Here is a 24,478-nt window from a genome sequence, read left to right as displayed (position 1 = left end):
TCCACTTTTAGTTGGTATCCAGCTCCAGCGACTAGAATGTTCGGTGGCTTCGCTTTTTCCTGCGAGGCAAAGAGCGCCTCTACGTCAAAAGTTCCATCCTCCTCACATTCTGAACGAGCTGCTTCCGCTTTTATTTGTTATACAGCCTGCTGTTTTTCTTCTACATCTTGTCCATCCCAGCACTCCGTATTTTTTAAGTCAGGGATAGAACTTGCATAGAAAACAGGATCTTTTCCTTGTTTCTTTTGCTTAATATAGTCTACTAATGCTGCGTAGGCGAACTTGCTAAGGAATGAGATGGCAATTAAGTTTGTAAATACCATTAGTCCCATAAAGAAATCAGCTAAACTCCAAACTGTTTGAAGGGCAGCGATTGATCCGAAGAACACCATTCCGACAACTGCAACGCGATAAATCATTAACCATGTTTTGCTTTCTTTAATGAATGCGATATTTGTTTCACCATAATAGTAGTTTCCTAGTAAGGAACTGAAAGCAAATAGGAAAATAATAATCGCTAAGAAAGTGCTTGCCCACGGTCCGATTTGTGAACTTAATGCTTGTTGTGTTAATTCAATACCTTGTAAATTTGATCCTTTGTAAAGTCCAGAACATAATACGATAAATGCTGTTGATGTACATACTAAGAATGTGTCTACGAAAACACCTAATGCTTGAACAAGTCCTTGTTTTGCAGGGTGAGATACATCTGATGTTGCAGCTGCATTAGGAGAGCTACCCATACCTGCTTCTGTCGCGAATAAACCGCGTTGAATTCCGAACTTGATTGCTGCTCCAATACCACCAGCGATGGCTTGGTCTAAACCGAATGCACCGTTAAATATTTCCAGAAAAATGCTTGGTAACATATTGAAGTTTTTAATAACGACAAAAATAGCCACACCAATATAAACGATTGCCATTGGAGGAACAATCATTTCTGTAATACGTGAAATGCTCTTAATACCGCCAAAAATAATAACTGCAACTAATAAAGCTAATAGAGCTCCTACGACAGTTCGCTCTAGTCCAAAAGCATTTTCAAACGCTATTGTTACTGTATTTGCTTGTACTGAATTGAAAATTAATCCGTACGCAACTGTAATGAGAAGTGAAAACCAGACACCCATCCAGCGTTTGTTTAACCCTTTTTCCATGTAATATGCTGGTCCACCACGGAATCTGCTTCCATCTTTTACTTTATAAATTTGTGCAAGCGTACATTCCACAAAACTAGTAGCTGCTCCGAGAATAGCGATAAACCACATCCAAAATACTGCGCCTGGTCCACCCATGGAAATTGCTAATGCTACACCAGCTAAGTTCCCGATACCGATGCGAGCTGCAGCACTTAAGCAAAATGCTTGGAATGGGGAGATGCTATCTTTTTTCTTTTCTTTTTGACTGAATCCTCTACTAATTAAACTGACCATCTCACCGAAATGCGTAATTTGGACAAATTTCAATTTAAAAGAGAAATAAAGACCGAAGCCGATTAACATTGCAATAAGAATATATGACCACAAAATATTATTCGTTACCTCAAGGAATCTGCTAAAGATATCAACCATATAATACACTTCCTTTTTTTCATAATAAGAAAATTATATGCAAAAAATATACCAGAATCAAATTTTCTAAAAAAACATGTTACTTAAATATGTTTTATGTTATGATTAAGTTACATCGTAATATTTTTAGAATTATTTACATTTTAAAAAACTAAATTTAAAGCGAAAAAGAGGGGATAATTTGAAAGAAGAGTCTTTATTGAAAGTAAGTCTTGAGAGTTTGAAAATGAGAAGTAATGTATTTTTTATCATTACGTCTTTAAGTATCTTTTTAGGGGCCACTTATTATTACAATAAAAGATTTCCAAATCACAGGTACCCTGAATGGTTAGAATTTCTAAAATTGATTGGATGAATAAAAGACAGAAAAACAGAAAATTCAAATAAAAATCGTTGTGGAGGAGCTAAATATGAATATTAGAGAAAGTGAACTTCCGGGTATTGGGTATAAGTTTCAAATCGTTACGAAAGGTAACGAAAAGATGGTGATTGTCATTCATGATGATGGGCGTAGAGAAATGTATCATTTTGATTCAAATCATGAAGAAAGTATCTCAAGTATTTCACTGCGTGACTCAGAGGCAAGACAAATTGCAGCAATATTAGGCGGAATGGTGTATAAACCTCGAGCATTAGAAAATGTTGAGATGGTTTTTGAAGGTTTAGCGATTGAGTGGTTTAAAGTGGAGAATACAGCTCCGGCAATCGGAAAAACAATTGGTGATCTTGAAATAAGAAAAACATACAGCGTAACGATAATTGCAGTTATGAAAAAGAATATGAAAAAGCTATTTAATCCAGGACCAGAAACGGTAATTGAAGAAGGAGATATGCTTGTAGTTTCAGGTGAGAGAGAAGAAATTAAAAAAATTATTAATGAATTACTTTCAAATAGGGGGACTGACTAGATGGATACTTTAATTTTTGAAGTTGGTACAGCGTTAATATTAGTTGCAATTGCTGCGGTGATTGCTGGAAAGTTTAAATTCTCAGTAATTCCTTTTCTAATTGTGCTCGGAATGTTAGTAGGGCCGCACGCGCCGACAATAGGTGTTATCGATCTCAAATTTATTGAAAGTGCAAGTGTGATTTCCTTCCTTGGAAGGATTGGCGTTCTGTTCCTTCTTTTCTATCTAGGATTAGAATTTTCGATGAAAAAACTAATTAAATCTGGACGCTCTATTGCGATTGGTGGAACGATTTATATCTTAATTAACTTTTCGCTAGGATTATTATACGGATTTATAATGGGCTTCCCGTTACTTGAAATCTTAATTATTGCGGGTATTATTACGATTTCTTCTAGCGCTATCGTTGCTAAAGTATTAGTTGATTTAAGAAGAACTGGTAATAATGAAACCGAACTAATTTTAGGAATTATTATGTTTGAAGATATATTCCTTGCTGTATATTTATCGGTAGTTTCTGGCTTAGTCCTTGGGGATCACGCTTCATTCTTAGGTGCTCTCACTTCAATTGGAATTGCTTTAGGATATATGCTTCTATTCTTTATTGTAGCTAGAAAGGCTACGCCGTTATTAAATAAACTGTTGAATATTAGTTCAGATGAAATCTTTATTATTGTAGTATTTGCTTCGTTATTCTTTATTGCAGGTTTTTCAGAAACAATTCACGTTGCAGAAGCAATCGGGGCACTTCTTTTAGGACTAGTTTTCTCTGAGACAGAGCATAGTGATCGAATCGAACATCTTGTTGTTCCATTTAGAGACTTTTTCGGAGCTATTTTCTTCTTCAGTTTCGGTTTAAGTATAGATCCGTTCTCATTAGGCGGAGCAATATGGCTAACGTTAGGTGCTGTACTCCTTACAATAATCGGTAACTTTGTAGCGGGAATGATTGCAGGAAGACAAGCTGGATTATCTCATAAAGCATCGACAAATATTGGTCTAACAATTGTTTCAAGAGGAGAATTCTCTATCATCATGGCCAACATTGGTATTGCGGGTGGTTTAATGTCAGTATTGAAGCCATTCTCTGCGCTATATGTGCTCATCCTATCCATTTTAGGACCGCTTCTTACGAAGGAATCAAATAATATATATAAGTTCTTGAATAAAATCTTTAAGTGGAATACAAAGACTACCTAAACTTAGAAAAAACAAAAGTACAAGATGTTCACTTCTTGTACTTTTATTTTGGATAATTAAAACAGTAAAGAGAGAGGGAAAAGATGTTAGGAGATTTAATTCATTCAGTTTTAGTTTTTCTAGAAGGACTCGGTTATTGGGGAATTATGCTTGGATTAATGCTGGAAGTTATCCCAAGTGAAATCGTGTTGTCGTATGCAGGGTATTTAGTATCAACAGGAAGCATTACATTTTGGGGTGCTGTTGCATTCGGTACAATTGGCGGTGTAATCGCGCAACTGTTTATTTATTGGATCGGCCGTTACGGGGGAAGACCAGTTCTGGAACGCTATGGGAAATATATTTTAATTCAAAAGAAACATATTGATTATGCGGAAGCGTGGTTTAATCGTTATGGAACTGGTGTTATCTTTACAGCGCGTTTTATTCCTGTTGTACGTCATGCTATTTCGATACCAGCAGGTATTGCGAAGATGTCGCATGTTAAATTTATTACGCTGACTACACTTGCTGTTATTCCGTGGTCAATTGTATTTGTGTATTTAGGCCTAAAATTAGGTGAAGAATGGGAAAGTATCAATAAAGTGGCTGGCCCTTATGTTAAATATTTTGCACTTGCGGCTATAGGGTTTGGCATTTGTTATTTCGTGTTGAAAAAAGTACGAAAACAGAGTAACAAATAGGAATATATTATGTATAAAGCTTTGCTTTGAAAAATTGACATATAAGATCGGATTTTATAAAAATCATTATCGTGAAGGAATCTATTGATAAATAGATTCCTTTTTTACGAGAAATAGATATGACGCCACATTGGTTAGAGAGGGATATGTTTAATATTTACCATATTGTGGCATATATATAAGGAAAGGGAGTTTGGGAAGGGGATTATAGAGAAATGGAACTCCAGTTTCAAAATGTATATCAACAAGTTGAGAATTGGTATGTGTTGGATTCGGAGCTTCCTTGGGATGTCAAAAGGATTAGAAATGATTTGTTTTCTCTTATTGAAGTAAGTAAAACGCCAGTTATTTTTTGTGATACGTGTGATGCAAATAATGTGCTTTTAGCACTAGGGGAAGAAGAAGAGGAGTTTTTATTCCCAGTAGGTGGTTTTTATCATAAGGAAAAACAATTAATTTTCGTTTGTATGTGGGAAGAGTATGAGCAAGTGCTTAAAACACTTTTGCATGAATTTCGCCATGCGATGCAGCATAAGAGGGATGTATTGTATGTTGGAAGTGAATCGTACGAAGAGAGATGGATTGAGAAAGATGCGAGGAATTTCGCGGAGAGGAAATTAGATGAATATAAAAATAGAAAATTGATGTAAAGCATAGTGGAGAAATAGTGCTGTGCTTTCTTTTCTGCTTACTAAAAATAAGTATTCGACTTTTATAAAGTTTAGTTCTAAACTAATAATATCAAACGAGCGAGGTGATGGAATGAAAACAGAAGAAAGACTAGGGTTACTATTATGGTTTCGTTTATCACGCTTTTATAATAGAAGTATTCGTGAGACAAATCAGCATTTGAAAAAGTGGAATGTATCTGCTGCTCAGTTTGATGTATTAGTTCAAATTGGAGGTCACGATCGTTTAACGCAGCAAGAACTTGGAAATAAGCTATTTGTTACGAAAGGAAATGTCACTCAGCTTTTAAATAAAATGGAGCAGCTGGAGTGGATTGGGCGTGAACAAGAAGGTACTACGAAATATATTTCGTTAACAGAAAAGGGAAGAGCTTTATATGAGGAAATCGTCCCACCTCAAGAAACGTTCCAAGCGGAGCAGTTTCATAATTTAAATATAGAAGAACAAAATCAATTATTAAAATTACTAAAAAAATTACAGTAAGAAAAAATTTTAAAATAAATCTTGAATTCGAGATAATATGAGGTGAAGGATATGTTTAGAAAAGTTGATCATAAAAATATGGGAAGAGCAAATCACGGCTGGTTAAATACACATTTTCATTTTTCTTTTGCAGATTATTATAATCCAAACAACATGAATTTTGGGGCGTTACGTGTTATTAATGATGATCTAGTAGCAGCACAAACTGGATTTGATATGCATCCGCATCGAGATATGGGGATAATTTCTTACGTTGTAGATGGGGCATTAACACACGAAGATAGTATGGGAAATCGCGGGACAATTGAGCGTGGACATGTTCAATATATGAGTGCAGGTACTGGTGTATTTCACAGTGAGCATAATTTAGGAAATGAAACATTACGCCTATTACAAATTTGGATTTTGCCAGACCGCGCTGGTCATAAGCCAAACTATGGTGAGTTTAAATTTGATTGGAGTAAACGTGAAAATGAGTGGTTCCATATGGTATCTCCATTGGAAGGCGATGCACCAATTCAAATTCATCAAGATGCGAATTTATATTCTTTATCGTTAGAAGCTGGAAAAGAAATTCATTTTCCTGTTACAGAAGGACGTCAATTGTACCTTGTACAAATTGAAGGTAGCAGCGTTGTAAACGGTGAAACACTTGTAATGCGTGATGCAGCGGAGGCTGTAGAAGAGGATGTTCACATTCAAGCGAAAGAGAAATCACACTATTTAGCAATTGAAATGAAGATGCAATAAAGTGAAACTTTAATCAGTGGGGGTTTTCAGCATATAAATAACGGAATGAAAAATTAGAGGAAAGAGGACATCGAAAAAAGATGTCCTCTTTTTATGGGTGGAATTATCAGAAAAAACTTTCTCAATTTTTGGAAACAGGTGTTGGGATGATTATACAGAATTTTATAAAAGTGTCAAAAACTTTTAGGGGAATGGGGAGTGTTAGATTGAAAAAGCAAGTAATTTCATCAGCATTAGCGTTAACTGTTATCGCAAGTGGGTTTGGGGCATTTGGAGCAACTACGACGAAAGCAGAAGAGCAAAAAATCCAGTATCACCAAGAGTTTAAAACACCAGCTTACATAGGTGAAGAATGGAAAGCACCAGAAGGGCTAGATAAAAAAGAGACAGTATTTCAATATTTAGAGAGCAAAAAAGATATGTTTAAATTAGCAGGAAATATTGAAAAACATTTCAACGTCGTTGGTGAAGAAAAAGACGATGAATCAGGTACGACACATGTGAAGTTAGTTGAAAAGCATAATAATGTCCCTGTGTATGGATCAGATCAAACTGTTACTCTTGATAAAGAGAATAATGTAAAAGCATTTTTCGGACAAGTTATTCCGAATTTAGAAGATAAAAATATTCCAGCGGCAGCAAGCATTAGTGCGGAGCAAGCAGAAACGATTGCAAAGGCTGATATTGAGAAAGAAATTGGTAAAGTAAATAATTATGATGGTGTGAAAAAAGATTTATTTGTGTATGAAAAAGATGGAAAGTACTATCTTGCATACCTTGTTAAAGCGTCAGTTTCAAAACCAGCTCCAGGATATTGGCATTATTTTGTTGATGCGACAAATGGAAATATTATTGAGAAATATAATGCTGTAGATCAAATTACTGGATTTGGTTATGGCGTATTAGGCGGTAGACAATCATTTGAAATCGCTCAAGATGCGAAAACAGGAGCGTTCAACTTATTTGATGGTAAACGAGGACAAGGTATCCATACATTTGATGCAGAGAATATGGACGAAAACTGGTTTAATTTATTCTCACAATGGCTTGGATATACAGGAGAAGAAGTTGAAAGTAAATCTAAGTTCTTCGAAGATAAAGCGGCTGTTGATGCACATGTGAACGCAGGAAAAGTATACGATTACTATAAAAAGACATTTAATCGTAATTCCTTCGATGATAAAGGTGCAAAACTTATTTCTACTGTTCACGTAGGTACAGCATGGAATAATGCGGCTTGGAACGGTGTGCAAATGATGTATGGTGATGGTGATGGAAAGACATTTATTCCATTATCAGCTGGCCTAGACGTTATTGGCCATGAGTTAACGCATGCTGTAACTGAACATACAGCAAATCTTGTTTACAAAAATGAGTCAGGTGCGTTAAATGAATCGTTATCTGATATTATGGGTGTCATGGTTGAGAAGAAGAGCTGGGATTTAGGTGCGGATATTTATACACCTGGAAAACCTGGTGATGCGCTTCGTTCTCTGAAAGATCCAGCATCTATTCCAAATCCATTAAAACCAGGTGAAGGTTACCCAGATCATTACAATAAACGCTATACTGGAACAGCTGATAATGGCGGCGTTCACATTAACAGTAGTATTAACAATAAAGCTGCATACTTAGTATCTGACGGCGGAGAGCATTACGGTGTGAAAGTAACTGGAGTGGGCCGTGAAGCGACAGAGAAAATTTATTACCGTGCTCTTACTAAATATTTAACTGCAAACTCTGACTTTAAAATGATGCGTCAAGCTGCACTTCAATCAGCAGAAGATTTATATGGTAAAAACTCTAAAGCTGTACAAGCTGTAACGAAAGCTTATGACGCTGTAGGAGTAAAATAATAAGAGAAAAAAGACCTGACTGGATTGTCAGGTCTTTTCTTTATTTAATCACGGATACCTAATGCGATTTTTGCCATGCGTGACATACGTTCTTTCGTCCACGGTGGATTCCATACAACGTTTACTTCTATTTCATTTACTTCAGGTACGTTCGTTGATAATACCTTTTTAACGTCTGATACGATTTGGCCAGCCATTGGACAACCGATAGAAGTCATCGTCATTGTAATGACAACATTATTATTTTCATCGGCTGTAACGTCATAAACTAATCCAAGATTGATAATATCAACACCTAGCTCTGGATCAATAACAGCCTCTAAATTTGCATACAACTTATTTTCAAATGCTTCTTGTGACATGAGTAGCACCTCCTACACATTAATGATATCGATTCTCATTATAACGGAAATACGTGCAATGTGCAGGAAATGAGCTCAAAAAAAATTCCTCAGTGGAAGAGGAATTTTTTTGAAAAACTATTCAGTTTTAAAGTGAGATACAAGTTGATCTAATTCTTCAACCGTTTATTTCATTTGTTTTGCAGTTAGAGTCATTTCATTCATAACAACGACTTTCTGTTCAGCCGATTGCGCTGTTGCGGCCGTTTCACTTGATACTTCATTAGAAATTGAAGCAATGTTATTGAGTGAAGCATTCATTTCTTCAGCACTTGCAGCCATCTCTTCAGCAGTTGCTGATATGTCTTGAATTTGAGTGGACACTTTATTCACTTGATTAACGATTGTTGTGAAAGAAGAGCCGGCCTCACGAATGACGTTAATACCTTCAAATGATTCGGAACGACCTTGAGACATCATAGAGCTAGCAGTTTCTGTGTCATTTTGAATTTGATGCAGCAATTGGTTAATATCTGTTGCAGCTGTTTTTGATTGTTCAGCAAGTTTACGAACTTCATCTGCTACGACAGCAAATCCCTTCCCTTGTTCGCCGGCACGAGCCGCTTCAATAGAAGCATTTAAAGCAAGTAGATTTGTTTGCTCAGCGATATTAGAAATAGATTGTACAGCTGTATCAATCTATTTCGTATGAGTGATTAGACGTTCGACTACTTCGGATGTAGCATTTACGGCTTCGTGTATCGTTGTCATTTGTGAAATAGATTTTTGGATTACAGTACTTCCGTCGTTAGCATGTTCAGATGTGACTACAGCTAGTTCGGCTACAGACGAAGCGGATTCTGCAATACGTTGAACACTTATTGACATATCATCCATTGCAGTCGAGCTTTCTTCCATACTAGAAGTTTGCGATTGAATGCTTGCATTTAAATTAGACATCGAGTTTTGAACTTTTATTGTCGCATCAAGCGATGTATTGGTCTTTTCTAGCATATTTTCAGAAGCGTTTTGTACTTCCACAGAAGTTTTTTGAACACGCTTAATGATATGTTGCAGATTTTCTAACATTTTATTAAATGATGTTGCAATTGCACCGATTTCATCATTGCTATTTACTTGTAGGCGAGCTGTTAGGTCACCCTCTTGAGAGGATAATTCTTTTAGTTTAGTATCAATTTGCTGAATTGGTTTTACAAGCTTACCAGAGAACCACCATGCAAGAATAATTGCAACGACAATACATATAACAAGTGATAAGAATATAACGTATTCAATGAGTAGTGCTGATTGATCAATTTTTTCAATGGATTGTTCACGTAACTTAGCTTGTTCGTTGCTATAGTTTGTAAAATCACCAATAACTTTATAAACAGTGCCATTTTCTGAAGAAGCAACTTGTAATGCTTCGTCCCACTTTTGTTCTTTTGCAAGAGAGAAAACTTTTTCTTCAATAAATTTTCTCCAAGTAGAGCCTAATTCCATTGTATCTTTCACGGATTGGGATACGTTAGGGTTAGAAAGAAGTTGTGCTTTCTTATCTTCAAGAAGCTTACTCATTTCATGAAACTTGTCTAATTCGACCTGATCGTGTTGCAGTAAATAACCTCTTAAAGCAGAAAGTTGAACTTGATAAGCGTCTCCACGCTCTTTTAATTCTGTTGCAAGGGGGGAAATTTCTTTTTGCAATGCTTCAGCCTTACGAGTTTGATCAATAGCGAAGAATAGAATAAAGGCTAAGGCGATGCCAAATAAAGCGCAAACCGTTCCCATCATGAACAGCAGTTTTTTTCTAATGCTCATAAAACTCATATGATAAAAAAGCCTCATTTTAAAATCTTAGTATTAGGATTAATTCATATTAAAAGTTAAAAGAAAGCTTCACTCCTAAAGGAACAAAGCTTTCTTCTTTCCTTTAGGCATTATAGCAGACAGAGGGGGAGAGAGAAAGATATATTTAAAAGTAAAAAAAGAAGGGCTAAAATGAGAAATCCCCCTTTTTTATTTTTATGCATTTGTTTTGAAATGAGAAACGAGACCTTCAAGTTCTTGTACTGCAGTTTTCATTTCTGATGACTTTGTAGCAATGTCTTTCATTACACTTACTTGGTCACCAGCTGTATGAAGTTATTAATCTGTTCAATGAAAATTATAGCAGGTAATGGAAAGAGGCAGATGAGTATGAGTAAATGTTCTTAAAATGTATACATTTATATATCAAAAATTCTTAAATAAAAATAAGAAATACTATTGTAATTCGAGATAACATCATGTATACTTCTAATTAGTTGATAACGATTATCACTATCAACTGAAACGTTACTCTTCGTTATGTTGGTCATACCCCTTTTTGACGACGTAAGTCAGAGACGAATGTTGAAATATCTTGTGTCCTATTCTACAGAATTATGGTAATCTCCAACCTCAACTTATATGCGTAAGCATGCAAAAAAAAGATCCTATCCGTGAAGGGATCCTTTTTTGCATGTTGTCGCAATTAATGTATATAGACCTGGTATACGTTCTTCAATTCCTTCGGGTGCAGTAGGAGGGAAGACCCATCTTTGATGAGGTCCATGTTCTTCAATTAGCTTTTCAACTTTGAAATTTGTTTCTGCCATTGCCGTAATAATTTCTCCAAGTGTCCAGCGCCTAATCTTTGTTCTCGGTAAAGCCTTTTTCTGTGATTCCGTAAGGAGAGTACTATAAGCTACGTCATCTTCAATAAGTTCCTCACCAAAATAATTTCCATTTGCTCGAAATGCTGGATGATCTACTCCTAATAATTTTGTATAAACAGGATGATAGTCACGCAGTATAAATGTCCCATCTTGTTTTAGTAAGTTAGAGATTATATGAAAGAGTGGCTTTAAGTCTAAAAAGTAATGAAGTACGCCAAGTTCCAGTAATACGATATCAAATGATTGGGATAGATTTAAATCTAGTACGTCGGAAACGATATACTGAATAGAGACTCCAGCAGCTTTTGCTAATTCAGTTGCATATTTTTCATTGCTTGCTGAAATATCTACAACTGTTACATCCGCCCCTAAAAGGGCAAGAGCAACTGCTTTATTTCCTTTTGATCCGAGTAAATTAATAATACGTTTCCCTTTTGGAGAGTGTATGTAAGGTAAATAATAAGCTACTTCATGAACAGGATCTTGCATGAGCTTTTTTGCATATTCTGCCGGCGCACCGTGGCGATTTGTCCAAGCTTCATAGGCAGCTGCATTCCAGCTTTTTTCATTAATAGTACTTAGTTGCTTTTGATTCAAGCTTATCACTCCTTTTGTGAACGTATACTTATTCGGTGGGAGAATGAGATTTCCTGTTCTTTTTGAATAAAAGTTTGATTTTTCTGTTCTTTAGTCGTAAAATACGTGTTATACATAAAAGCATTGAAAAGGAAAAGTAGAATGAAACCATTCTTTCCAGAGAGCTTCGGTAGCTGAGAAGAAGCAAGAATATTCATTTGAACAATGGCCTTTGAGCTTCGTCCTGAACTTATCAAATGATAATAGTAGGCGGCGACGAGAGTTGGTACTCGTTATCAAAACCACAGTATAAGAGCATATAGCTCCGTACTTGTTAAGGTTAGTTATGTGAATGACTGACGAAATAAGGTGGTACCGCGACTGTTTATACAGCCCCGCCCTTATCTTTTTTAAGATAGGGGCGGGGCTTTTTATATTTTTAAGGAGGAATGTAAGATGAGTATTTTTATTGGAGGCGCTTGGCCGTATGCAAATGGTTCGTTACATCTTGGGCATATTGCAGCTTTATTGCCAGGAGATATTTTAGCTCGTTATTACCGGGCTAAAGGTGAGAGTGTGTTGTATGTTTCAGGAAGTGATTGTAATGGAACACCGATTGCAATTAGAGCAAAACAAGAAGGGGTTACAGTAAAGAAAATAGCTGATCAATATCATGAAGAATTCGAGCGATGTTTTCATAATCTTGGTTTTACGTATGATTGCTATACGCGTACAGATAGTGAACATCATCATGAAACTGTTCAAAAAGTTTTTTTGCGACTATTAGAAGAAGGTCATATTTATAAAAAAATAGTCGAACAAGCTTATTGTGAAACGTGTACGCAATTTCTACCTGATCGTTATGTGGAAGGTATTTGTCCGCATTGTCATGAAGGGGCGAGGGGGGATCAATGCGATGCTTGTTCCGCTATTTTAGATCCACTCGATTTGTTAGAAAAGAAATGTAAGTTATGCGGTAGTACGCCATCAGTACAGGAAACCGAGCATTTCTATTTTGCATTGCATAAGTTCCAGCAGCAAATTAAAGCGGCTGTAGAAATTGCAAAGCAGAAAGGAACATGGCGCGACAATGCAATTCAATTAACAGAGAGATATTTAAAGGAAGGCTTACAAGACAGGGCAGTATCACGTGATTTACCAATCGGGGTACCAATTCCAGTGGAAGGATATGAGGATAAGAAAATTTACGTATGGATTGAAGCGGTGACAGGATATTATTCAGCGAGTAAACATTGGGCTGAAGAAACAGGGAAAGATGATCAAGAGTTTTGGGATAGAGATGCGAAAACATATTATGTGCACGGAAAGGATAATATTCCGTTTCATTCAATCATTTGGCCGGCGGTATTACTTGGAACAGGAGAAGAAGCGATCCCTCGTCATATCGTTTCGAATGAGTATTTAACAGTAGAAAAAAGGAAGTTATCTACAAGTAAAAACTGGGCAGTATGGGTACCTGATATATTGGAACGCTATAATCCAGATTCTATTCGTTACTTTTTAACAGTAAATGCACCAGAAAATCGTGATACTGATTTTTCATGGCGTGAATTCATTTACAGTCATAATAGTGAATTATTAGGTGCATACGGGAACTTTGTGAATCGCACGTTAAAGTTCATTGAAAAGTATTATGATGGCATTGTACCAAAGGGGAGTATTAATATAGAGCTGAAAGATAAGGTTGAAGGATTATATAAAAGTGTAGGAGAGGCGATTGAACAAACTAAATTTAAGGTGGCGCTAGAAACAATATTTGATGCAGTACGCTTTGCAAATAAATATTTTGATGAAAAGCAGCCTTGGAAACAAAGAGAAGACGACCCAGTTTCATGTGAGGAAACAATTTATAATTGTGTTTATCTTATCGCTAATTTTGCAAATCTCCTTGAACCATTTTTACCGTTTTCCAGTGAAAGAGTTAGAAACACATTGTCGATTGTTAAACAAAGTTGGGAACCACAAAATACGTTGCCAAACCGAATTGATAATGTACAGCCATTATTTGAGCGAATCGATGTAAAACAAATTGAGCATGAGGTAGAGAAGTTATATGGAGCGGTAAAGTGAAATATAAGGAAAAGACCTTTCAAGTAAATGAAAGGTCTTTTGTTATGCATTATGCACACTACTATGTTTTTTTCCTGCCCTAGCCGTAAGCAGCTGAGGTGTAAAAATACCAAGCAATATGAAAATAATCCCAATCCACTGCATGAGCGTTACAACTTCATGTACAAGTGTAATAGAAGCAATAATAGCTGTTGGTAATTCAGCTGCTCCTAGTATCGTACCGAGTCCTGTGCCGACTTTTGGCACACCAATAGAAAAACAAATGACAGGTACAACAACGCCGAATAATCCGAGGAAGAAAGCGTATTTCCATAGACCGGCTTGTAAAGCACCATCTGTTAAAAAGGTTGGCGGGAAGAATAGGCATACGATAAGAGTAGCACTTGTTGTCATAAGAAAGCTTTTCGTATAAGGCGGAACATCTGTAGCAACGCGTCCACTTGCAAACACATAGAATGAAAAGGAGACAGCAGCTAATAATCCAAAGATAATACCTTTCGTGGAAAAACTTTGTCCGAGACCGTCAAAGACACCACCCGCAAACAATGTACCAGTAAATAAAATAATGATAGATATAACTTTTTCGCGGCTTGGAAATGTTCGATTTGCAATAGCTTCGATAACGACACCAATCCATGTGAACTGGAAGAGTAAGACGACAGCGATAGAGGCTGGTAGTTCTTCTACAGAAATAGCATAGAAAATCCCAGTCATACTCATCGTTGTTCCGACTGTTAGTAATGAAAAGAATTGCTTTTTTGTTACTTTATGGCGTGAAAAGAAAAGAACGAGCAGAAGAAGTCCGATCCATCCGAAGACATATTGTCCACCTAATAGCTGATGGGCTGAAAAGCCATCCATAAAACCGAGCTTAAAAATAGTAGAAAGTACGCCGTAGCTACAAGCTCCGAATAAAACGAGTAATGAATACTTGAATTTTCCCATGAATATCCTCCTTATAAATAATAAAAAACGCCCGCTATCCAAATAAGGACAACGGGCGAACGAAACAGAGTAAGACACTCTACAAAATTCCGCCACTCATACGAAGTATGAGTTTGGGGTATGAAATTATAGTAGTTTACATTGCTTTTGGAAAAACAATCGAGCATTTTACACCTTGAGGTGTGTTTTGTATTCCATAAGGAAACTGATGTTTATCTAGTATTTGTTTTACAATATATAAGCCAAGACCGCTACCTTGTACTAAACCATTGTTTCCAGGGTTAGCACGATAGAAAGGCTCAAATAAATGAGCGAGTTTGTCTTCATCGATTTGTGAACCTGTATTTAACACTTCTAATGCGTAACCGTTTGGTTTTTCATACAGCTTTATATATACATGCTGATGATCGATTGTATAATGAATTGCATTTGAAATAATGTTAAAAATAGCAGTTTGAATAAACTGAGGATCAGCTAAAATTTGTACATCTTGTTTAATATTAGATTGAACATTTAATTGCTTTACAGATATAAAGTAATCTACTTTTTTCATCACGTCCTCAATGATATTAGATAGTGAAATAACTTCTAAATTCGGTTTAAATTGAGGGTTTTGTATTTTGGATAATTCTGACATTCTTTCCGTTAATACGTTAATATCTTGCATCATCTCGTAGGATCGCTTTAAGTATTTGTCTCTATCTTTGTAAGCACCGATTCCGTGAATCATGCCATCTAGTTGTCCCATAACGGCTGCGATTGGTGTTTTTAATTCATGGGACACCATAGACATAAATTCTTTCCGAGATTGTTCTAATTGTTGTTCTTTCTTGAGTTCATTTCGTAAATCTTTATTTGTTTCATGTAAATTTTTCACAATATGTGGGACCTGTGAAGCGGCTACTTGCAAATTAAAATCTGTTTGATCCGCATTTTTGTTAAGTGATTGTTTATCTGAAAAGTCCAGCTTCATAATGTCCTTTAAAGTATCACTCATATATTGGAAAGGTTTGGCAATTAATTTTGCGTAAACTAAAGAACCGAGTAAAGATAATGCAAGCATTGTTGCACCAATATGCGGAGCTAATTGGTGCAGAGCATCTGCTAAACTTGGATTATCTTGCGATTCACTTGTTTTATTCGTTGCATTTTGCGTATGTAAGACATTATTGCTAGCGGCGTTTTTTTCAAGCCCAGTAGGTGAATCCGTTTTGTTACTTTCCCCCGAAATATTTTGCGTATTTTCTTTCGCGTTTGCTTTTGCAGTTTGGCTAGGCTGCAAAATATGATTGATGGCTGTAGAGAGTGTTTTAATATCTATACTAGAAGGCTGAAAATTCGAGATGCTACTCTCTGATACAGCTTTATTTTGTTCCTTTTTACTTTGATCGTTTTTCTTATCTGACTCCGCATGTTCTACATTTTGTGTTTCAGGATTTTTCGTATAATGCCCTTTATCGTAGTTTAAGGCTAAAAAATAAATAATTTGATAAAGGCAAAGTGATAAAAGGATACAAAACAATAAGGTTTTGATGAAAATATTTTTGGTGATGTTGTCTTTGCTACGCTTCGATTTTGTAGCCAATGCCTTTCACCGTTTTAATATAATTAATTCCTAATTTTTTTCTTAAGTTTTTAATATGTGTATCTATTACTCTTACATCACCATAATGTTCATAGCCCCATACCTTATTCAACAAATCACTTCTTGATAATACTTTTCCACGATTTTGTAGCAAAGTATATATAATTTCAAATTCTTTTGTTGTTAATTCAATTTGATTACCATGAACATAAGCTGCGTATGCTGTAGAATTTAACATCAATTCATGGAATTGTAGTATAGTTGCGGTTTCAGCTTCCTTCGTTGTTGTCCTTCTTAATACAGCTTCTACTCGTTTAATAAATACCGCGTAATGGAACGGTTTCGTAATATAGTCATCAATACCTAATTCAAATCCTTTAATTTCACTTTCTTCATTATGTAAGCCTGTTAACATAATGATTGGTACATCAGATTGTCCTCGCATAATTTTACAAATACTATAGCCATCTATATCTGGTAACATTACATCGAGGAGGACAAGATCGTATGAGTTTTTTTGGAAAAGAAGAATGCCTTCTGTTCCAGCACCAACTACATCAACAGTAAAGTTTTGTGCCATTAGAAATTCACGAATAAGTTCTTGTATATCTGGGTTGTCTTCAATCACCAGTATATGCGTCATAGTAACACCTCCTAAATAACGCTTTTTACTGCAATATTCGAATTCATCATTTTTCGGATGACTCAGATTGTTTATACATATAATAAGCCCCCGCTATAAAATAATCATGAAAGTAGCAAGGGGAATTGTTTAGTGTCACTGAATAGTTCAGAATTACAGTAATTCTATTATAGTATGTATTGTAAAATTTATAAAATATTATAACTGTATAATTTTAATATCTATGTTTATCAATGTTCCGATGATGTTTAACACAATATATTTTCATTATATATGTAAATACAGTTGTTTTGCTACTGTAAATGAATAAATAAAATAAGCCAAGACATAAAATTCTTGGCTACACGTAAATCTTGTTCTTAGGTTAGTTTACAGTGACAGTAGCTTGTTCATGAATACGCTCAAATAACCAGCGTACATCATTGTTATACATACGAATACAACCAAGTGTTGTTGCTTTTCCAATTGCTTGATTATTGTTAGTTCCATGAATCGCATAAGTTGTTCCGTAAGTTCCTGCCATATTTAATCCGAGCCAACGGTCACCAAGGGGATTACGCGGATCGCCACCTTTAATTTTCCCTGTATAATAAGGACGGTTTTTAATTTTATTTACGATTTGAAAAGTACCTTTAGGTGTAGGTGTTGCTGCTTTTCCAGTAGCGACAGTGAAACTTTTTATGAATTTTCCATCTTGATAATAATCCATTTTATTTATCTGCGTGTTTACGATAAGCTGATCTTTCGTTGTAGCTGCCTCTGCAGTAGTGAATGGAAGAGTTAAAAATCCTAATGATAATAGCGCACTTAATAATAGTTTTTTCATTATATTCTCCTTTTTCTTATTGTAATAGTCTTACATACAATGGATTTGTAACCCTCGTAATGCTTGATTGATATTTTCATCTAATGCTTCAAAGAAGGCAGTAATCTTTGTATTGTGTTTGTTGTTTTTATCAATAAGTAATCTTTCATTTAATAAAAGCTCACCGTGTAGTCCGAAACTTTGAACTTGAATATTTAGTTCATCTTCAGTTTCAGAAATAATCGGTAAGAAATAGTGAAAAGCTTTCGTTGGAATGATGTAACTTTTGCCAATCATGCTTTCTTGCTTGGAATTGATCCATTTTCTCGTGACGATCTTAATATTCTTTTTTGAAACGATAAAAGACAGCGTTGTAGATTTTGTTAAACTTACGTCAAACTCATTTGTTTCACATATGTGTAAATTAAAAACGGTTTCATTTTGATGAGATTCAACATTTGTATTAATAAAATCATGCACTTTATAAGCTTCCATTTCTTATTCACCCTTTTTTCAATTTCGAAAAGCGACTTATATTTATTCAATTTAATGTTTAGTCATATATTGGTTAAATTTTTCAACAAATTCCGATATAATCTTACAATACGTATATGAAGCTAATATGAAGTTTGTATGAGTTTGTGATGGTTTTTTATAGAGAACAAAATAAGGTGATTTTCGAGTGTTAAAAACTGGATAAAAATTGTATATTAATGGATTTTCTCCGTACGATAGATAGTTGTTAGCTTGTTTTAAAATGATAATGGATATAAGCAAATAGAGAACAGGAAATTTTAGTGTTAGCCTTACAAAAATGTAATAAAAATGTAAGCTATTGTGATAGTTATTTCGACAATTTTTTTATACAATAATAGTAAGAAATTGCACGTGATTGAAAGGAGAGATGACATGGAATGGGTTCATGAATTATTTCAGCAGTACGGGTACTACGTTGTACTTGTTGGCTTGCTGTTAGAATATATTGCACTTCCGTTTCCGGGAGAGCCAACATTAGCATATGCGGGATTTTTAGCACAGAAGGGTGATTTAAGTTTACCGATTTTAATTATCCTATCCTTTATTGGGACAAGTGTAGGAATGACAATTCAATACTTTTTAGGAAATAAATTAGGTATGCCTTTCGTTCAAAAATATGGGAAATACGTATTTTTAACACAAAGAAAAATTGATTTAACGAGAATGTGGTTTGATAAGTATGGATATTTTCTTATCTTTATCGGCTTCTTCATTCCAGGCGTACGCCACTTTACAGGATACTTCGCAGGAATTATTAACCTACCATTCCGGCGCTTTGCAATCACAATTTATTCCGGTGCTTTATTCTGGGTATCATTCTTCTTAATCGGTGGCTACTGGCTAGGTGGTAACTTACATGATATTTTCGGAGCACTGGAAGAGCATATCGGCAAAATCATCTTTGGAGTAGTTGTTATTATAGCAATCACGCTAGGCGTTCGTTTCCGCAAACAGCTAAAACGAGTATTCGTACAAAACGCAAGTTAATATGGAATCCATTCTATGTCAGAATTTAGGAAGGCAGTGCTTTTGGACACTGCCTTTTTATTTTATGTTCCAATCTACTTTCAACGTTCCTTTTAACTTATTTCCACTAACTATAATGTAATAAGTTCCTGTTTTAATTGCCGCGAATTGGTACGTATTAGGACCGTTTGAAGCTAAATAGTTTTCTTTCTCTTGAAATTCACTAGACATTTTTATGTCTCCCATGTAGGCATTCGGATTTTCAGATGGTGATTCAATGGTAAATTCTAATATGTCACCCCGTTTTAGTTCAATTGGGATTTTATGTTCACCACTGAAATGTTGAAAAGATGCTTCGAAAGAGTTTTGGGTTCTTTTCTCGGTCCATTGCTCCTTCTGTGTGACATCAACGAAGTTAATAGTGATGAGTGTAATCAAGATAACAATAGGAATGATATATCCAATCCATATAAATTTTTTCGTTATAAGTGTGCATAGATAGAAAAAAACAGAAAAAATTGCTCCGATAGATCCTGCAAAAAGTACAAAGAGAAAATTTGTTTCTTTAAAAATTAGGAATGGAAGAAAGAATAAATAACCGCAAAGAATGTAAAGACATACTTTTTTTAAGGTGCTATGATTTTTAAATTTTACTTTATCAATGAAAACGGAACAAAGGATTGCATAAGAAACAATAACAAGTGTAGGTAAAGTAAAGAGTAGTTCATGTAATCCGGTCAAAAATTTATATCTTGTTAGCCCGCTACCGCCGGAGAGTGTGAGACTAGTAAGTAATAAAGATAATAAGCAAGCTGCTGTAAGTTTAGTGAGAATATAAGAAAAGATAGATGTTTTATTCATATGTCACCTCGCATGTTTAATATTCCATGTTCATTATATAGGGTATGGATGTAATAATATAGAAGTTGTGTTGTCAATTATAATTGAAGAAAATAAGGATATTATTTACAATTTTAATTGGATAAATGAAAAAGAGGTAAGACATGAAGCTTCGAAATCGAGTGAGGGAATTTCGAGCAAAGCATCGTTTATCACAAGGGGATTTAGGGAAAGCGATTGGCTCATCACGGCAAACCATTAGTTTAATTGAGCGCGGAGATTATGCGCCATCTATTGTGTTATCGCTAAAAATCGCACGGATTTTTAGGGCGCCGGTAGAGGCGATATTTACATTAGTGGAGGGGGAAGATGGAGATGGAGAGTAAAGCGAAGGGGAGAAAAACGTTGGACATTTTAAGAAGACCTGCCTTTTCAATGTTTGTTGCCCTTGTTTGCTCCGTTTTATATGGATTTATTCGAATAGAAAAAGTACAGCAAGTCATTGAAATATGGACGTTTTTTGGAATTGCATTGTTAGTGTTAGCTATCCATGAATTAGGGCATGTAATATTTGGTTTGATAGGTGGTTTGGAATTTAAATTTATGACAGTAGGCCCCATTACTGTCATAAAAGAAAAGGGAAAAATACGAATTAGAGAAAATAAAATGTGGATGTATGTTGGAGGCGTTGCAATGCTGGTGCCGCCTTCTCCATACACACCGAACCTTTCAAGAAAATGGGCATGGATGACTTTAAGTGGACCATTAACGAGTTTCGTATTCGGCATTGTATCAGGTTACATATATATGGTGAGTTATTACCACATGCTTTTATACTTTTCTGTGTTACACCTTGCAATCTTTGTCGTCACAGCAATTCCAGTAAAGGGAACGCTATTAAGCGATGGCATGCAATTTCTCATTTTAATTAAAGATGATGAAAAGGCTAAGCAACATTTATATAACATTCAAGTATCGGGCGAGTTATTAAGCTACAAAAGGCCGAAAGATTGGGATGAGAGTTTAATAGAAATAAGCGAAGAAAAATTAAAAGAGGATAAAGATATAAGAGATATCATGAGTGGACTCATGCTCATCTTTTTTGCTCGATCTGATCAAGAGGGAATGGAAAGAGCGATACCGTATTTAGAACAAATTGTTCAACTACCTGTAACGAAAGAAAATAAATATTTCGTTGGCAGTTTTCATAGTTGGTATCTTTTATATAGAGTACTTTATCAGAAGGAAAGCCTTTCTCTGCAAGAGGCGAAGGAACACGCAAAGGCAATTACAAGACTGGATTTACATGGATATTACCGTACACAAGCAATTCTTAAATATTTAGAGAATAATGTGGAAGCTTGCTGCATTTATATGAAAGAAGCGGATAAAGAATTGAAGAATAGTGAAAAGAGTGAAATGGGCTTTTGGCGACTAGAGCGAGAATGGTTCGAGCAGTTGAAGGAAAGGGTATCTTACGATGGATAAGGTATCCTATTTTTTATATGTCATCTTATGCCGTTCCATAAAAAGTCTGAGGCGAGTAAAATGAGATAAGAAGAGCAAAGCTTGGAGGAAGTAAATATGGAAATTTTAACGATTATTTTGATAGTCTTGCTTATTTATGCTGTTTTTAAAGTAGCATATGTAGCATTAAAGATACTCGCGATCCTATTAGTTATCTTTTTAATCGTAGAGTTCGGCAGTAAGTTACTTGGGGGATAGGGTATGTTGTGCGTTTAGGATGTCGAAGAGTGTCGGTAAATCGATATCCTGTATCGAAGCGTCGATATAATGAAAAAATCGTTGATATAAGTGGAGAAATGATCGATATATTTGAAAAATCGTTGATATATTTTAATAAATACTAAGTGGGGTATGTGGAAAAGAAGTTGCCGTGGGGTAACTTCTTTTTATTTGTTTATAAATTGTTTATTTTTACCTTCTATTCTTGTAGTAAGGAGGCGGTAAGGATGAAAAAAGCGGTTTTAGAAGTAAGAGATGTGACGAAGAGGGTGAAGGGAAGAACGTTGCTAAGTCATATGTCTTTTTCGGTTTATAAAAATGAAATTTGTGGTTTTGTTGGGCCAAATGGTTCAGGAAAGACGACACTTATTCGGACCATTATGGGACTGATTCGGCCAAATGAAGGGGAGGTTTTCATTAATGGAAAGAGCGTACAAAAAAATAGGAAAGAAGCTCTTCAGTATGTAGGGGCAATTGTAGAAGCTCCAATTTTCTTTCCTTATATGTCAGGGCGAAAAAATTTACGGAATTTAGGTAGGATTACGTTAAATACTGGTGGAGAAGTTCTTGAAAAAAAAGTGCAGCAAGTGTTAGAAATCGTTGGTTTAGAAAATCGTGCGGACGATAAAGTTGGTACGTATTCGTTAGGGATGAAACAGCGTTTAGGGATTGCACAGGCACTTCTTGGGGAGCCAGATTTTATCATTTTGGATGAACCGTCTAATGGATTAGATCCAGTTGGAATTAAACAACTTCGTAAAATTGTACTCGACTTACAGCGTGAGAAGGGAATTACTTTTTTTATTTCTAGTCATTTAATTCGTGAATTGGAACTTATGTGTGACTCGTGGGTCATGATTCGGGAAGGATCACTTATTTGGCGTGGAACGACAGAAGAGCTGCAAGGTGAAAATAAAGAGTTAGAGGATATTTTCGTGGAGATGATGAGTTCATGATGAGGCTAGTACGCTCTGAATGGGAGCGGCTTTGGGCGAAGAAAGTAACATGGCTTTGTTTTTTGATGATACCGGTAATGTTACTTGGGGCTGCGAAGTATTATTTGAAACATAATCAAGAGGTAGAAAGGATAGCAGTTGATTATACATATGCGAATTCATTCCCAGTACTTGCATTATCTGAAATGCTTATGAGTATATGTAATCTCGTTTTACTCGTTTTGATTGTCCTTGTGTTTGCTCAAGAATATCATAGCGGTCAAATTCGGATGATAATCCAAAGGTCATACACGTATTCTGAGGTTCTTATTGCGAAAATAATTACGGTATTAGCAGTAAGTTTGCTATTTATAGGTGCCTATTTTATTTGTAGTTATTGTATTGGCTACATTTTCTTTGAGCATGAACCGAGCATTCTTTTGTTTTATCATACGGAAAAAATGAATGCGCTTGGCGTTTTCTTATACTGTATTTCTTATTATGGAATTGCTTATCTTACCTTAATAGCGATGGCTAGCATATTAATTATGCTATCGGTTATAAGTAAATCGACAACAAGTGCAACCCTTCTTGGTATGGGATTCATTATATTTTCTTTTGGATACCCAGCGATGGCGTTAGTGATAGGGAAATCACCGGCTTTTCTTTATATTAATTATTCTTCTTTAATTAAATTACAACATGAAGGAATTGCTATATCTTTATCTGGTAGTTCACGAATGATCTTTTTTGGATCTGTAATTTTACTTATATACATTGTTGTTTGTAACACTGTAACAGTTTATTGGATAGGAAAAAAAGATAATTTTGTGTGAGGTGTGAAGAATGGGACAAATACTTATAAGTGAATTTGAACGGATTTTTGATAGGAAGAAGACGAAAGTATTAATTGTTATTTTTGGCCTGCTACTTATTTTGCACAGTGTATGGGTTCATACTTTTGGAGTTGCTATTTACGATACAAAAGGGACGGAAGCAATCTTAAGTAATTTGAACTTTCCTGTCGCAGTTACAAGAGAATGGTATTTTACTCTATTCTTATTAATTTTTCCGATTTTATTTATTGATAGCTTTAATAGTGAAATTTCATCTGGCGCATATCGTCTTATCATGATCCGTCCGGTAAGTAGATGGGAATTATTATTGGCAAAATGGATTACTCAAATGAGTATCGTAAGTTTGTTTTTGTTAATAGCATTTATAGAGAGTTATGTATATGGAACATTTTTTATAAGGCATGCAGAGGAGACATTCTTTTTGGATAAACAAGTCATTTATGGGACAGGTGCCTCTATTTTATATACTCTAAAATATTATTTAATATTATGGTTTATCGCAAGTGCTTTATTAATGTTGAGTAGCTTTGTAAGTCTTTGGTTTCAAAACGCTATTATTACGTATTTTGTGATAGTTGGTTTACTAGTAGCTGTTTTGTATGTGAATGAAGAAATAAGTTATTTTGTAATTGGAAGCGAATCAATTCTAAGAATATTAAGTGAGGGGAAAGTAACATTTTACCTAATAAATGGTACAATTTTAGGAGGATGTGCAATAGCAGCTATGTTTAACTGGCGTAAAAAAGATGTATTTAATTAGGAGGGAATTAC

At 35.3% G+C, this 24,478-nt stretch carries 24 protein-coding genes, 1 pseudogene and 1 other annotated feature; of the genes and pseudogenes, 15 read left to right on the top strand and 10 right to left on the bottom strand.

Annotated elements, in window-relative coordinates; translation table 11 throughout:
- Window positions 1-137: 137 nt before the first annotated feature.
- Complete coding sequence (locus MR109_RS05765; protein ID WP_242271273.1) at window positions 138-1,571, bottom strand: alanine/glycine:cation symporter family protein; 1,434 nt, start codon at window positions 1,569-1,571, stop codon at window positions 138-140.
- Between the two features lie 410 nt (window positions 1,572-1,981).
- Here MR109_RS05765 and MR109_RS05760 point away from each other — a divergent pair, with 410 nt between their 5' ends.
- From MR109_RS05760 to nprB, 7 genes are all read left to right on the top strand, one after another.
- Window positions 1,982-2,479 carry a cation:proton antiporter regulatory subunit gene (locus MR109_RS05760; RefSeq protein WP_242271272.1) on the top strand — a complete coding sequence of 166 codons (498 nt, stop codon included), beginning with the start codon at window positions 1,982-1,984 and terminating at the stop codon, window positions 2,477-2,479.
- The gene (locus MR109_RS05755) at window positions 2,480-3,679 is read left to right on the top strand and encodes a cation:proton antiporter (RefSeq protein WP_025148266.1); all 1,200 of its coding nucleotides are present in this window, start codon (window positions 2,480-2,482) and stop codon (window positions 3,677-3,679) included.
- A gap of 83 nt (window positions 3,680-3,762) precedes the next feature.
- Window positions 3,763-4,362, top strand: a complete 600-nt coding sequence (gene uptA, locus MR109_RS05750; protein ID WP_048375441.1) for an undecaprenyl phosphate transporter UptA — start codon at window positions 3,763-3,765, stop codon at window positions 4,360-4,362.
- 215 nt (window positions 4,363-4,577) lie between these two features.
- The gene (locus tag MR109_RS05745; RefSeq protein ID WP_002174118.1) at window positions 4,578-5,012 is read left to right on the top strand and encodes a DUF3920 family protein; all 435 of its coding nucleotides are present in this window, start codon (window positions 4,578-4,580) and stop codon (window positions 5,010-5,012) included.
- 112 nt (window positions 5,013-5,124) lie between these two features.
- Window positions 5,125-5,535 carry a MarR family winged helix-turn-helix transcriptional regulator gene (locus MR109_RS05740; protein WP_071717486.1) on the top strand — a complete coding sequence of 137 codons (411 nt, stop codon included), beginning with the start codon at window positions 5,125-5,127 and terminating at the stop codon, window positions 5,533-5,535.
- Window positions 5,536-5,586: 51 nt separating this feature from the next.
- Entirely contained in the window at window positions 5,587-6,285 is a 699-nt protein-coding gene (locus tag MR109_RS05735) for a pirin family protein (RefSeq protein WP_242271271.1), read from the top strand.
- A gap of 206 nt (window positions 6,286-6,491) precedes the next feature.
- Window positions 6,492-8,141 carry a neutral protease NprB gene (nprB, locus tag MR109_RS05730; protein ID WP_142343092.1) on the top strand — a complete coding sequence of 550 codons (1,650 nt, stop codon included), beginning with the start codon at window positions 6,492-6,494 and terminating at the stop codon, window positions 8,139-8,141.
- 44 nt (window positions 8,142-8,185) lie between these two features.
- Here the strand turns inward: nprB and MR109_RS05725 are convergent, their stop codons facing one another.
- From MR109_RS05725 to MR109_RS05715, 3 genes and pseudogenes are all read right to left on the bottom strand, one after another.
- Window positions 8,186-8,503: a metal-sulfur cluster assembly factor gene (locus MR109_RS05725; RefSeq protein ID WP_002174114.1), complete on the bottom strand. Its 318-nt coding sequence runs from the start codon at window positions 8,501-8,503 to the stop codon at window positions 8,186-8,188.
- A 165-nt stretch (window positions 8,504-8,668) separates the two neighbouring features.
- A pseudogene (locus MR109_RS05720) lies at window positions 8,669-10,312 on the bottom strand (methyl-accepting chemotaxis protein).
- Window positions 10,313-10,959: 647 nt separating this feature from the next.
- On the bottom strand, window positions 10,960-11,778 hold the full coding sequence (locus MR109_RS05715) for a class I SAM-dependent methyltransferase (RefSeq protein ID WP_242271270.1): 819 nt from the start codon (window positions 11,776-11,778) through the stop codon (window positions 10,960-10,962).
- 114 nt (window positions 11,779-11,892) lie between these two features.
- Window positions 11,893-12,163, top strand: a binding site (T-box leader).
- 50 nt (window positions 12,164-12,213) lie between these two features.
- Between MR109_RS05715 and metG the strand changes: the two genes are divergently transcribed.
- A complete protein-coding gene (metG, locus tag MR109_RS05710; RefSeq protein WP_242271269.1) occupies window positions 12,214-13,848 on the top strand; it encodes a methionine--tRNA ligase in 1,635 nt (544 codons plus the stop codon).
- Between the two features lie 42 nt (window positions 13,849-13,890).
- Here metG and MR109_RS05705 read toward each other — a convergent pair whose 3' ends face one another.
- The 5 genes from MR109_RS05705 to MR109_RS05685 all read right to left on the bottom strand — a co-directional run bounded on the left by MR109_RS05705 (window position 13,891) and on the right by MR109_RS05685 (window position 18,321).
- The gene (locus MR109_RS05705; protein ID WP_242271268.1) at window positions 13,891-14,793 is read right to left on the bottom strand and encodes an EamA family transporter; all 903 of its coding nucleotides are present in this window, start codon (window positions 14,791-14,793) and stop codon (window positions 13,891-13,893) included.
- A gap of 136 nt (window positions 14,794-14,929) precedes the next feature.
- Entirely contained in the window at window positions 14,930-16,378 is a 1,449-nt protein-coding gene (locus MR109_RS05700) for a sensor histidine kinase (RefSeq protein ID WP_242271267.1), read from the bottom strand.
- Window positions 16,356-17,021, bottom strand: coding sequence for a response regulator transcription factor (locus MR109_RS05695; RefSeq protein WP_002174104.1), 666 nt, complete (start codon window positions 17,019-17,021; stop codon window positions 16,356-16,358). Before MR109_RS05695 ends, MR109_RS05700 begins: the two co-directional genes overlap by 23 nt.
- 364 nt (window positions 17,022-17,385) lie before the next feature.
- A complete protein-coding gene (locus MR109_RS05690) occupies window positions 17,386-17,847 on the bottom strand; it encodes a L,D-transpeptidase (RefSeq protein WP_071717755.1) in 462 nt (153 codons plus the stop codon).
- Window positions 17,848-17,877: 30 nt separating this feature from the next.
- Complete coding sequence (locus tag MR109_RS05685; protein ID WP_071717754.1) at window positions 17,878-18,321, bottom strand: DUF3978 family protein; 444 nt, start codon at window positions 18,319-18,321, stop codon at window positions 17,878-17,880.
- Window positions 18,322-18,735: 414 nt separating this feature from the next.
- Here MR109_RS05685 and MR109_RS05680 point away from each other — a divergent pair, with 414 nt between their 5' ends.
- The gene (locus MR109_RS05680; protein ID WP_048375423.1) at window positions 18,736-19,350 is read left to right on the top strand and encodes a DedA family protein; all 615 of its coding nucleotides are present in this window, start codon (window positions 18,736-18,738) and stop codon (window positions 19,348-19,350) included.
- Window positions 19,351-19,407: 57 nt separating this feature from the next.
- Here MR109_RS05680 and MR109_RS05675 read toward each other — a convergent pair whose 3' ends face one another.
- Entirely contained in the window at window positions 19,408-20,190 is a 783-nt protein-coding gene (locus tag MR109_RS05675) for a hypothetical protein (protein ID WP_242271266.1), read from the bottom strand.
- 143 nt (window positions 20,191-20,333) lie between these two features.
- On the opposite strand from MR109_RS05675, the gene MR109_RS05670 reads away from it, so the two are divergent.
- The 6 genes from MR109_RS05670 (at window position 20,334) to MR109_RS05645 (ending at window position 24,467) form a co-directional block, all read left to right on the top strand.
- Entirely contained in the window at window positions 20,334-20,555 is a 222-nt protein-coding gene (locus MR109_RS05670; protein ID WP_242271265.1) for a helix-turn-helix transcriptional regulator, read from the top strand.
- A gap of 19 nt (window positions 20,556-20,574) precedes the next feature.
- Window positions 20,575-21,657, top strand: coding sequence for a M50 family metallopeptidase (locus tag MR109_RS05665; protein WP_242271669.1), 1,083 nt, complete (start codon window positions 20,575-20,577; stop codon window positions 21,655-21,657).
- A gap of 96 nt (window positions 21,658-21,753) precedes the next feature.
- A complete protein-coding gene (locus MR109_RS05660) occupies window positions 21,754-21,894 on the top strand; it encodes a DUF3985 family protein (protein WP_000404783.1) in 141 nt (46 codons plus the stop codon).
- Between the two features lie 248 nt (window positions 21,895-22,142).
- Window positions 22,143-22,871 carry an ABC transporter ATP-binding protein gene (locus MR109_RS05655; RefSeq protein ID WP_048375415.1) on the top strand — a complete coding sequence of 243 codons (729 nt, stop codon included), beginning with the start codon at window positions 22,143-22,145 and terminating at the stop codon, window positions 22,869-22,871.
- On the top strand, window positions 22,868-23,686 hold the full coding sequence (locus tag MR109_RS05650) for an ABC-2 transporter permease (protein WP_048375413.1): 819 nt from the start codon (window positions 22,868-22,870) through the stop codon (window positions 23,684-23,686). The genes MR109_RS05655 and MR109_RS05650 overlap by 4 nt, the downstream gene beginning before the upstream one ends.
- Window positions 23,687-23,696: 10 nt before the next feature.
- On the top strand, window positions 23,697-24,467 hold the full coding sequence (locus MR109_RS05645) for an ABC transporter permease (RefSeq protein ID WP_242271264.1): 771 nt from the start codon (window positions 23,697-23,699) through the stop codon (window positions 24,465-24,467).
- Window positions 24,468-24,478 lie beyond the last annotated feature (11 nt).

The organism is Bacillus cereus group sp. BfR-BA-01310, from assembly GCF_022664325.1.
In the GTDB taxonomy this organism is placed as follows: domain Bacteria; phylum Bacillota; class Bacilli; order Bacillales; family Bacillaceae_G; genus Bacillus_A; species Bacillus_A paramycoides.
The sequence above is the reverse complement of the archived record's forward strand: the minus strand, read 5'-3'. Positions and strand labels throughout refer to the sequence as shown.

Excerpts from the sequence above, each read along its gene's own strand:
- MR109_RS05765 (WP_242271273.1), bottom strand. The coding sequence starts at position 1,571 with ATGGTTGATATCTTTAGCAGATTCCTTGAGGTAACGAATAATATTTTG.
- MR109_RS05760 (WP_242271272.1), top strand. The coding sequence starts at position 1,982 with ATGAATATTAGAGAAAGTGAACTTCCGGGTATTGGGTATAAGTTTCAA.
- MR109_RS05755 (WP_025148266.1), top strand. The coding sequence starts at position 2,480 with ATGGATACTTTAATTTTTGAAGTTGGTACAGCGTTAATATTAGTTGCA.
- uptA (WP_048375441.1), top strand. The coding sequence starts at position 3,763 with ATGTTAGGAGATTTAATTCATTCAGTTTTAGTTTTTCTAGAAGGACTC.
- MR109_RS05745 (WP_002174118.1), top strand. The coding sequence starts at position 4,578 with ATGGAACTCCAGTTTCAAAATGTATATCAACAAGTTGAGAATTGGTAT.
- MR109_RS05740 (WP_071717486.1), top strand. The coding sequence starts at position 5,125 with ATGAAAACAGAAGAAAGACTAGGGTTACTATTATGGTTTCGTTTATCA.
- MR109_RS05735 (WP_242271271.1), top strand. The coding sequence starts at position 5,587 with ATGTTTAGAAAAGTTGATCATAAAAATATGGGAAGAGCAAATCACGGC.
- MR109_RS05725 (WP_002174114.1), bottom strand. The coding sequence starts at position 8,503 with ATGTCACAAGAAGCATTTGAAAATAAGTTGTATGCAAATTTAGAGGCT.
- metG (WP_242271269.1), top strand. The coding sequence starts at position 12,214 with ATGAGTATTTTTATTGGAGGCGCTTGGCCGTATGCAAATGGTTCGTTA.
- MR109_RS05705 (WP_242271268.1), bottom strand. The coding sequence starts at position 14,793 with ATGGGAAAATTCAAGTATTCATTACTCGTTTTATTCGGAGCTTGTAGC.
- MR109_RS05695 (WP_002174104.1), bottom strand. The coding sequence starts at position 17,021 with ATGACGCATATACTGGTGATTGAAGACAACCCAGATATACAAGAACTT.
- MR109_RS05690 (WP_071717755.1), bottom strand. The coding sequence starts at position 17,847 with ATGAAAAAACTATTATTAAGTGCGCTATTATCATTAGGATTTTTAACT.
- MR109_RS05685 (WP_071717754.1), bottom strand. The coding sequence starts at position 18,321 with ATGGAAGCTTATAAAGTGCATGATTTTATTAATACAAATGTTGAATCT.
- MR109_RS05680 (WP_048375423.1), top strand. The coding sequence starts at position 18,736 with ATGGAATGGGTTCATGAATTATTTCAGCAGTACGGGTACTACGTTGTA.
- MR109_RS05675 (WP_242271266.1), bottom strand. The coding sequence starts at position 20,190 with ATGAATAAAACATCTATCTTTTCTTATATTCTCACTAAACTTACAGCA.
- MR109_RS05670 (WP_242271265.1), top strand. The coding sequence starts at position 20,334 with ATGAAGCTTCGAAATCGAGTGAGGGAATTTCGAGCAAAGCATCGTTTA.
- MR109_RS05660 (WP_000404783.1), top strand. The coding sequence starts at position 21,754 with ATGGAAATTTTAACGATTATTTTGATAGTCTTGCTTATTTATGCTGTT.
- MR109_RS05655 (WP_048375415.1), top strand. The coding sequence starts at position 22,143 with ATGAAAAAAGCGGTTTTAGAAGTAAGAGATGTGACGAAGAGGGTGAAG.
- MR109_RS05650 (WP_048375413.1), top strand. The coding sequence starts at position 22,868 with ATGATGAGGCTAGTACGCTCTGAATGGGAGCGGCTTTGGGCGAAGAAA.
- MR109_RS05645 (WP_242271264.1), top strand. The coding sequence starts at position 23,697 with ATGGGACAAATACTTATAAGTGAATTTGAACGGATTTTTGATAGGAAG.